The organism is Actinomadura darangshiensis (assembly GCF_004349235.1).
Lineage (GTDB): Bacteria > Actinomycetota > Actinomycetes > Streptosporangiales > Streptosporangiaceae > Spirillospora > Spirillospora darangshiensis.
Genome location: NZ_SMKY01000334.1, coordinates 1 through 9,014, shown reverse-complemented (window position 1 = coordinate 9,014; position 9,014 = coordinate 1). Strand labels below are relative to the sequence as shown.

Here is a 9,014-nt window from a genome sequence, read left to right as displayed (position 1 = left end):
CCCGTGCCCCGCCGCCCCTGCGACCCCGGCATCCCATCCTCGCCGACAGAGTACTTCGGTGTGGAGTTGCGCACTTATCGGGAAACGTCCAGTTTGTCTCGGCCTCAGCTTGCGGAAAGGCTCGGCTACACGCCCCAATGGATCGGACAGATCGAGTCGGGCAAGAACGCACCATCCGAGGACTTTGCCAGGGACTGCGACTCCTTCTTTGAGACGAACGGGACATTCCACCGCATATGGAAATGGAATCAGCAACTGGAGCACATCCAGGTCGTGCCTCCAGGGTTCCGTCCCTTTATCGAGATTGAGCCGGACTCGACCTACATGCGGATCTTTGAACCGCTGCTCATACCGGGCTTGCTCCAGACGGAGGAGTACGCCAGCAAGGTGCTCAAGGTTGGACACCGGAAGGAGAAGGTGGAGGAGCTCATCGCCGCGAGGATGGCGAGACGAGTGATCTTCGAGAGGGAGCAGCCGCCATGGTTGCTTATCGTGCTTAGCGAAATCGCCATCAGGAGCGTCGCGGCTGGACCAGAAGTGATGCGTGGACAGCTTGAGTACCTTCTTGAACTGGCTCAACTGCCTCATGCAACACTTCAAGTCATCCCGGCCAACGCGCCCGTCTTCCAGGCAGGCGAGATCATCCTTCTGAACTTTGCCGACCGTCCAGATGTGGGCTTCGTTGATGCGGCCGGCGGCCATGGCCGGTTGATCGAAAGCCCACATGATCTAGATGAGCTTGTCGTAGTCTTCGATCAAGTGAGGGCGTCGGCGTTGACGGCCGAAGAGTCAGAGCGCCTGATCAGAAGGGTCATCGAGGAGTTGTGAAGATGTGGGACGTTAACGTCACCCGCTGGCGCAAGAGCAGCCACAGCGACTCTTCGGGGGGCTCCTGCGTTGAAGTCGGCTCAGTCGTGCCGGTGAGAGCTACTCAGTGGCAGAAGAGCAGCCACAGCGACTCGTCGGGAGCCGAGTGTGTGGATGTGGCGGCTGTGAGCCCCGTTGATGAGCAGTGGCGTAAGAGCAGCAGCAGTGACAGCAGCGGGGGGGCGTGCGTCGAGGTGGCGGACTTGGCGGCAGCGGTGGCGGTGCGGGACTCCAAAGACCCGGACGGGCCGAAGTTGGTGTTCGGTCCCTCCGCGTGGCAGGCGTTCGCGTCCCAGGTCAAAAACGGTGTCCTCGACCTGACCTGACCCGTCCCTGAGGAGGCAGAGCCCCCGATCCGCGCGCAACACACGGAACGGGGCTCTCGCCGTCCACGTCTGGCTCGTTGACCTGCGACGTGCCACGGTCACGCGGCGGGCGGCGACCCCACAAGGCCAAAGGCCAACAACGGGCAGGACGTCCAGGCCGCGTGCCAATCCGACCGGACACCGCTGCTCCTCGCCGACAGGCCCCGCGTGCATTGCCCACCGCCGTCCTCGCCGCGCGTCCATGCCGGCCGTCGAGTCCGCCGACCGTTCCGGCAGCCGGGTGCTACGCCGGAACCCGCGCCCCGTCCGCCCACTATTCCCGCCAGCACCCCTGTCCCACCGCCCGGCCCGCCCTTCCCGCAGGCGCCGCGTCCCACCACCTGTCCTGCCGTCCCCCGAGTGGCCCTGCCCCATCGACGGCCGGCGCCGGTGCGGCCGGACACCGCCAGTCCTCGTAGCCCGGCCTCCACATGCGTCACTCGCCGCCTGCGCCACCCGTCCATGCCGACGTCCGGCACCGGCCCCCCAAGCATGCGCACCACACGCAACCATTCCCCCGCAGCCAGCACCACGTGCCGCCGCATATCAGTCGCCCAACTCACGAACCACCTTCCAAAAGCCGTGGGCCATGTCGGTAAGGTTCTCTCTGAAGGCTCCGATTCTAGAGAAGAACGTCTCTTCGTTCGCGAATAGAAGTAGCGTGCAGACAAGCAGCGCATAAATCGAATGAGCCTCCTCATAGGTCACATCGACTACGACTCGACTTCCGGAACCCTGCTCGCCGCTCGCCAGCAGACCTTCCACGCGGTTCCCGGCCGACCCGATCAGCAGATCGATCTCCCTTGCATCCGCAAGCTCTCCTTGAACGCCGCGAATACATTGACGAGTACCCGGTGCTGCGACTTCGTCAAACTGAGCCGATACCCACCAGATATCGCCTCCAGCTGGATAGTCTTTCTCATTCGACCCCTCGGCTCGACACCCACGAATCCTTAACTGACATCCGCTTCCGGTTTTCGTTACTGTACACCCCATTGTCGGCGATGATCAGCCTGTCATCGCCGACGGCGTCGGTGGCCAGAAACCGGATTGCCGGCCTAACCTCGGTTTCTCGTTGCGCACCGATTTCGTGGAGCGCGGGGCACGGGAACCGCTACGCGTTCGAAGAGATCACGCATCACCTCGACGCCCAGACGCCGTCTAGCCTGGGTCAACGCCCCCGGCGTCGGGATCGTCCATTCAGCCCGCCAGCTCCCCGGCCAGCGCGCCCCCTGCACCAGTTTCCGCATGACCTCTTCGTAAGATGCACCATGAAAAAGCGATCACCATTACGAAATAGACAACCACGCGCGCGGGAAGTTGACGCAGCCGCTGCTCGCGCCTGCCAGATTCCAGCATTACCTCGCCCACCCAGCTCGCGCGGATCGATCCGCGTCAGCACGCCAATACCGATTCGTTCTGCCACGACAGAACCGTAACCACCGCCATCGCTGTACGAATCGGCCATAGCCGGAAACTTGAAATTATAGGTCTTCTCCAGCCACTTGCCCTTCCTGCGCTGCCCTTTCATATGGTTCGAACGGTTCACCTTTACTTCATAGAGATCAAGCCCTCCACTTTGGTTATTCATCGCAATATCTACCTGTACTACATTCGCAGTTCTTGGGGGATAGGGTCTCCGCGCTGCCGGTAGTGGCTGATCAGAGCGAGCGTCTGGTGGGTGCGGCGGAACAGTGACCAGTGCAGGACAGGGTCGATGGTGGTGGCGGCGGAGATGAGCAGCCTGGCCAGGAGACGGCGGATCTCGTTCAGGGATGGCTGGATGAGCGGGTCTGAGTGCGTGTTTGAGAAGTTGATCTCGGTCGGTGTGGTTGCGTGATGTCGTGTGCTGGTTCGTGCCAGGGCTAATGCGTTCTCAGGTGCTGAGATGAGCCGGTAGATCGGCAGGCCAACGGCAGGCGGTACCCGGGGTTGTGAACGATGAACGCGGTCCCCGATGATCTTGGGTGTCTAAGCCAGACGATCAAGACAGGGACCGCGTTCGCGTGCCATCTTCCCCGATCGACGCCCTGGTTCGCCACGGCGGGAGGGCGTCGTCCTGCCATCTCCCGCCACCGACCTTCCCGGCCTGCCGACGCTGGTGGAGGTGCTGGACCGCATTCCCGATCCGCGGCGTCGCCGAGGCCGCCGGTACCGGCTCGGCCCCATGCTGGCGTTGTGCCTGGTCGCCGTGCTCAGCGGCGCCACCAGCCTGGCCAAGATCGACAGGATCACCGCGGAACTTGACGCACGCGTGCTCGCCGACCTGAGGCTGCCGTCGGCACGGCCGGTCGTGACCACGCTGGGGCGGCTACTCGGCTCGACGGCGACGCCTTCGACGGGACGAGACGAGACGAGACGATCGGAGCGTATCTGTCGGCCCTGGCCCACGACCCCGACGCGGGGAACCAGGCCGCACCGCAGGCGATGTCGGTGGACGGCAAGACGCTGCGGGGCAGCCGCCGCCCGGACGGGACGGTGACGCACCTGCTCGCGGCGGCCCTGCACGACAGCCAGGCCGTGGTGGCGCAACGGCAGATCGAGACCAAGAGCAACGAGATCCCCGCGTTCGTCCCGCTGCTGGTCGGCCTGGACCTGACCGGCAAAGTCGTCACCGCCGACGCCCTGCACACCCAGCGCGAACACGCCCGCCGCCTGGTTCCAGGGACACAAGGCGCACTACCTCCTGGTCGTGAAGGGGAACCAGAAGAACCTGCACCGGCAGCTCAAACGCCTGCCCTGGCGGGAGATCGAGCTGCAGGACCGCACCGTCGCCGACGGGCACGGCCGCCGGGAGATCCGCCGGCTGAAGGTCTGCACCGTCCGGCCCGGTCTGCTGTTCCCGCACGCCGTCCAGGCCCTCCAGGTCAAACGCCGCCGCACCAACCGCACCACCGGCACGACGACGATCAAGACCGTCTACGCCGTCACCAGCCTCGCCCCGGGCCACGCAACCCCTGCCCAGCTCGCCGCCCTGATCCGGGGGCACTGGTCCATCGAAGCCCTGCACCACGTCCGCGACGTCACCTACGCCGAGGACCGCTCACACGTCCGCACCGGTCACGCACCACGCAACATGGCCGGCCTGCGCAACCTGGCCATCGCCCTCACCGACCTCATGGGCTGGAGCAACATCGCCGCCGCCAACGACCACTACCGGGCACACCCCGACCACACACACTTCAACTACTCGATCTCACTACCTGAGAACGCATTCGCCCTGATGCCCGCGTAGTCGGCCTTGGCCGAGAAGGGGGGGGTGTGTAGCGGTCTCACACTTGATTCTCGGCTGTCTTACGCATAGGCGTCGACAGCTACGAATACGACGATGCCAATGACCAGGACGGCCTGCCCGATGAAGGATCTCAGGAGCACACGCTGCGGCACATTAGGCTCATCCATGAAGAGTGTTGAGAGCAAGATGCCGGGCCTTCCCGTGCCACACACGATCACCCACATGAACAGTGCCGCAGTGGACCAGAGAGTCTTCTCGGCTGACCAGCCATACCACTTGAGCTTGATCAGCAATAGCACTGGGGCCGCCACCCACACCATGACGGCGGCGCCCGTACCGCCGGGGCCGAGCAGTTTGTGGTCCCTCAGCGTGAGGGCGATGACGAGCGCTAGGGCCGAGATCGCCGCGGTCAGTGCCATGCTGCCTCCAGTCCCGCGAGATCATACACCTTTCATGAAGTCGCCGCCATTCCCAATGCGGTGCCGGACCACTGGATTTTGGTTCCCCAGTACATTTGGAATGACTTACCCCGACCGGCCCCTCGTGCGGCCTTCTGGAAGCTGCCGACCGCACCTCCGTGATTCAGCATGGTCCGACCGTGTCCGTACGCGCGGCTAATCTTTGACGACGACGATGTGTACTTGTACATTCTTCCGAACTTCCCGAACGTTCGTATCATGCCAAGACCCGTGCCGCCGGCGACCAACCCGATCGCGGTCGAACCCAGTTGTTTCGCGGCCATTTTCCAGTCACCGGTCGCTGCGTACAGCCCCGCGGAGGCGAGCCCGAGCCCGACCGAGACCGCCTGGCACGCCGTGCACAATGGAATGGCTCCGGCAATCGTGCTGACGACGCCGAGGACGCCGGCAGCCTTTTGGAATCCGCATTTCCAGCCATGACAGGAGTTTTGTTGTGCGCGCAGCGCGGCGGCCCTTGCCGCAAGCCGCCTGTGGATTTCCTTTTGCCAGGCGATTCGCTCAGCCATGCGTTGGACGGAGAGCTGTTGGGCGAGTCTCGAGTGCTGTTTGAGGTAGTTCTGAGCTCGGTTATAATTCCGCCGGTCGTACCGGCCGTTTTGCCCGCTGTAAGGATTGTTATCGGGGTCGGCCCACGCCGGTCCGTTGTAAGGTGCGCCGCTCTTGTGGCAGTTATGTGTCTCGCAGAAATTGGGCCCGTGGACGTTCTGCCAGGGGGTGGGGCAGGCGCCGACGTCGCATCTGGTCAGTCCATCGGGATCGCTGAAGGTGACCGGGGATCCCCCGGCGTAGCCATATCCGTTCCACGATTGCGGGTCGGTGAAGTCGAAGACGGGATCGACGGTGAGGAACCGGCCGGTGTCGGGGTCGTATTCGCGGGCGCCGAGGTGGGTGAGGCCCGTGGTGTCCTGGGTGCCGCCGACGAAGCCCTTGTCGCCCGGCCAGGTGGCGTCGTCGTCGAAGCCGCGGATCGCGCCGAACGGGGTGAAGCGCCGGGTCGTGCTGCCATGGTGGCAGAGTTGACGGCGACTTGGCTGGTGCCCTGGTGGTCGCTGGTCAGGTACGTGATGGGGCCGTTCGAGGTGCGCATCGCGACGGTCTTGCCGGCGAAGCTGTAATAGCGGGTACCGGTCGTGGTGGAGGCGCCGTTGAGGGCGCGCAGTTCGGTACCGTCCGGCAGATAGAGGGTGGCACCGGCGGGGTCCTTGCGGATCAGGCGGGTGCCGTCGGCGGCGTAGATGTAGGTTTCGTCGCTGCCGTTCTCGGTGACCTTGGCCAGGTCGCCTTCGGTGTCCCACTCGAAGGTCTGCGTCGAGGTGCTGGGGCTGCCGTCGGCGGTCTGCACGGCGGTGGTGTTGCCGGTGGCGTCGTAGGTGTAGCTGTCGGTGCGCTGCCCGGCCGGTCCGGTCTGGGCGACCTGGGTGAGGCGGTTGCCCTGCCCGGCAGGGGCGTAGGTGTAGGTGCGGACAGTGTCGGCGGTGCCGTCGAGGCCGTGGCGGGTCTCACCGGTGCGGTTGCCGGCCTTGTCGTAGGTGAAGCCCTGCCAGTACGGCGCAGGGCCGCCGATCAGCGTGTCGGTGGGTTCGGCCGCGCAGGCGCTGGTGGTGCCCTGCGTCCAGGCTTGGGTGAGGCGCTGCAGGTGGTCGTAGGTGAAGCACTGGTTGTCGACACCGTCGCGAGAGTCATCAGTGATGGAGGTGATGGTGCCGGCGTCGGTGTAGTGGTACACCGCGTTGCGGTCGGAGCCTTCGAGGCCCTCGCGGTAACTGCGGGCGCGGTCCAGCCGCTGGGTGCCGTACTGGTAGGCGAACGTCTGCCAGACGCGTTTGGGTTCGACGCCGAGTTCGAGGATGAGGGGTTTGCCGGTGGCGGTGTAGACGGTGTCGTTGACGTAGGTGCCCTTGGGGCTGGTCAGCCGGGTGGGCCGCTGCCAGGTGTCGTAGGTGTGGACGACGGTCTCGTAGGGCAGTCCTCCGGCGACGACAGGACTTTCGCTCTGGACGGTGCCGTCCAGGTTGTAGGCCTTGGTGTAGAGGTAGGTGCCCGCCAGCGCGCCCTGCTGCGCGGGGATGGTGACGCTGGCCGCCTCGACGCGTCCGAGCTCGTCGTAGCCGCGCACCTGGTCGATGTACTGTGCGCCGTCGTGGTGGCGGATCGCCTTGGCGAGCTTGCCCTTGCCGCCGGCCGCAGTGTCGTAGGTGAACGACGTCTGCAGCGGCCCGTCGACCGTTCCTTCGTGGGTGGCGGTCTTGCGGCCCAGGCCGTCGTAGGTGGTGAAGACCTTCTTCCCGCGGGCGTCGGTGGTCGAGGTCGGCCGCCCGAGGTCGTCGTAGGTGAAGGTGGTGGTGCCCTTGTCGAGGTCGGTGGTCTGGATCTTGCGTCCACGAAGGTCATAGGTGGTGGTGAAGGTGTTGCCGGACGGGTCGGTGACCGAGGCGATCTCCCCGGCCGGGGTGTAGGTGTAGTGACTGGCGTCGTAGTCGCCGGTGGGGGTGGACGCCTCGTACTGGCGGCGTTCGATCAACTGCCCGCGGGCGTTGGTGATCTGTGCGGTGGGGGTGCCGCCGTCAGGCGGGGTGACCGAGACGCGGTTCCCGCCGCCGTAGGCGTAGGTGGTGCGCCACAGTTCCTGCTCGGGCTGCGACCCGTCGCCCTTGGTGAGCTTCTCGACGGTCTTGCGGCCCAGCCCGTCGTACTCGGTGCGGGTCTGGGTCTCGATGTTGCCGGGGGTGCCGACGCCGAACAGGGCGGTCTCCGGGTCACCGGCCGCGGGGTAGGGGCGTAGGTCTTGACGACCTGGCCGCGCTCGTCGTAGAAGGTGTCGCTGATCAGCCGGCCGTCCGGGCCCGGTGCCTGGGTCTGCCGGGACCGCAGCCACCCGTCCAGCAGTTCGATCTTGGCGACCCGCTGCGCGCCGCCGCTGGTGAGGGTCTTGGTGGTGACCGCGGTGATCTGGCCCTCGGTCACCCGGTACCCGAACTCGTAGTTCGGCTTCTGGTCGCCGGCCGCCTTGGACCGGTTGGGCAGCCACACCTCGGTCAGCCGGCCCAGCCCGTCGTAGACGAGATCGGTGTGCAGTCCGTTGGCGTCGGTAGTGCGGGTCGGCAGGCCCCAGGCCGGATCCAGTACCTGCACGGTGGTCAGTGCCGTGGACGCATTGCCCGGTGTGGCCGGCGGAGTGGTCGTCTGCGTCCCAGTGGTCAGGCCGTGGGTGTCCGTGTAGGCGGTGGTGCTGGCCTGCCCGAGCGCGTCCTCCACCTTTGTCTTGCGTCCGACGGAGTCGTAAGTGGTCTTGGACTTCGTCACGTAGGTCGGGGTGCCGCCGTCGTACCCGGCCGCCTCTTCAAGCTTGGTGGCGCGGCCCATCGACGGGGCGTCGCCGAAGCCGCCGTTGTCGTAGTGGGTCCGCAGGTCGGAGACGACCTGGGCGGGACGGTCGGGCGTCGTGGTGCAGGCGACCGAGACGGTCTCCACCGCTTCGCACCGGCCCCGGGCATTCCCGCCAGATCGTCCCCGCAACCCCGGCAACGCCCGGGCACATGCTCCACCCGCCGGTCCGGATCAGCCACCTGGAACAACGTCCGGCCCTGCCGCCCAGCCTCCTACCGCTCTTGCCCCGCACCGACTTGGGCACCGGCTTGGCTAGCCCGTCCGACGAGGGCGGCTTGGAGGAGTTCCGCGAGTTCGCACCCAGCTGTGCCTTCGGCTCCGCCAACTCCGACCGCAGCAACTCCACCATCACCCGAAGCCGCGCGTTCTCCGCCGCAAGCTGCTCATAGGAAGGCTGCTCACCGGCGGACACCCCACCATGATCAGACTTCAGGCAGCCAAGATCAAACCGGACAAGCCGCCAGCACCTGACCAGCTACGCCGATCCGAGGTACCCGCTTATCTCGATACTCAGAGTCAGCACATCGGGGCGTGCACGAATTTCTGCAATTCGGCCGGATGTGGCGTCTTGACGGGGCATGGCCGCCGGTATGAAAGGCATTTTGTGCGCGGGCGGCGTCAGGCTGCGGAGCAGACGCCCGTTGCGGCCAGGGTCCTGCCGGGGTGGTCAGGGGGTGGAGG

At 65.7% G+C, this 9,014-nt stretch carries 7 protein-coding genes and 4 pseudogenes; 4 read left to right on the top strand and 7 right to left on the bottom strand.

The annotated features are described in order from the left end of the window. Together E1293_RS40320 and E1293_RS40315 are read left to right on the top strand one after the other, a co-directional pair. Positions 1–828 (top strand): helix-turn-helix domain-containing protein (locus tag E1293_RS40320; RefSeq protein ID WP_132204304.1); only part of this gene is annotated, 828 nt, incomplete at its 5' end. Between the two features lie 2 nt (positions 829–830). Then, positions 831–1,193 (top strand): DUF397 domain-containing protein, encoded by a 363-nt coding sequence (locus tag E1293_RS40315; protein ID WP_132204308.1) that lies wholly within the window; start codon positions 831–833, stop codon positions 1,191–1,193. A 585-nt stretch (positions 1,194–1,778) separates the two neighbouring features. Here E1293_RS40315 and E1293_RS40310 read toward each other — a convergent pair. Next, positions 1,779–1,997: a hypothetical protein gene (locus E1293_RS40310; protein ID WP_132204302.1), complete on the bottom strand. Its 219-nt coding sequence runs from the start codon at positions 1,995–1,997 to the stop codon at positions 1,779–1,781. A gap of 293 nt (positions 1,998–2,290) precedes the next feature. After that, positions 2,291–2,603: pseudogene (locus E1293_RS50870) on the bottom strand (transposase domain-containing protein). A gap of 730 nt (positions 2,604–3,333) precedes the next feature. On the opposite strand from E1293_RS50870, the gene E1293_RS50865 reads away from it, so the two are divergent. Continuing rightward, positions 3,334–3,714, top strand: a complete 381-nt coding sequence (locus E1293_RS50865) for a transposase family protein (RefSeq protein WP_207939386.1) — start codon at positions 3,334–3,336, stop codon at positions 3,712–3,714. Positions 3,715–3,900: 186 nt separating this feature from the next. Next, positions 3,901–4,467 (top strand): annotated as a pseudogene (locus E1293_RS48955) (ISAs1 family transposase); the annotation flags it as partial. A gap of 59 nt (positions 4,468–4,526) precedes the next feature. Here E1293_RS48955 and E1293_RS40290 read toward each other — a convergent pair. The 5 genes and pseudogenes from E1293_RS40290 to E1293_RS49900 all read right to left on the bottom strand — a co-directional run. Further along, the gene (locus tag E1293_RS40290) at positions 4,527–4,886 is read right to left on the bottom strand and encodes a hypothetical protein (protein WP_132204296.1); all 360 of its coding nucleotides are present in this window, start codon (positions 4,884–4,886) and stop codon (positions 4,527–4,529) included. Positions 4,887–4,918: 32 nt separating this feature from the next. Further along, a complete protein-coding gene (locus E1293_RS48105; RefSeq protein WP_165978615.1) occupies positions 4,919–5,452 on the bottom strand; it encodes a hypothetical protein in 534 nt (177 codons plus the stop codon). Between the two features lie 297 nt (positions 5,453–5,749). Beyond that, positions 5,750–6,241: pseudogene (locus E1293_RS50860) on the bottom strand (RHS repeat-associated core domain-containing protein); the annotation flags it as partial. A gap of 1,222 nt (positions 6,242–7,463) precedes the next feature. Continuing rightward, positions 7,464–8,417, bottom strand: a complete 954-nt coding sequence (locus E1293_RS40275; RefSeq protein ID WP_132204292.1) for a hypothetical protein — start codon at positions 8,415–8,417, stop codon at positions 7,464–7,466. Between the two features lie 118 nt (positions 8,418–8,535). Next, a pseudogene (locus E1293_RS49900) lies at positions 8,536–8,745 on the bottom strand (DUF6444 domain-containing protein); the annotation flags it as partial. Between the last annotated feature and the right edge of the window lie 269 nt (positions 8,746–9,014).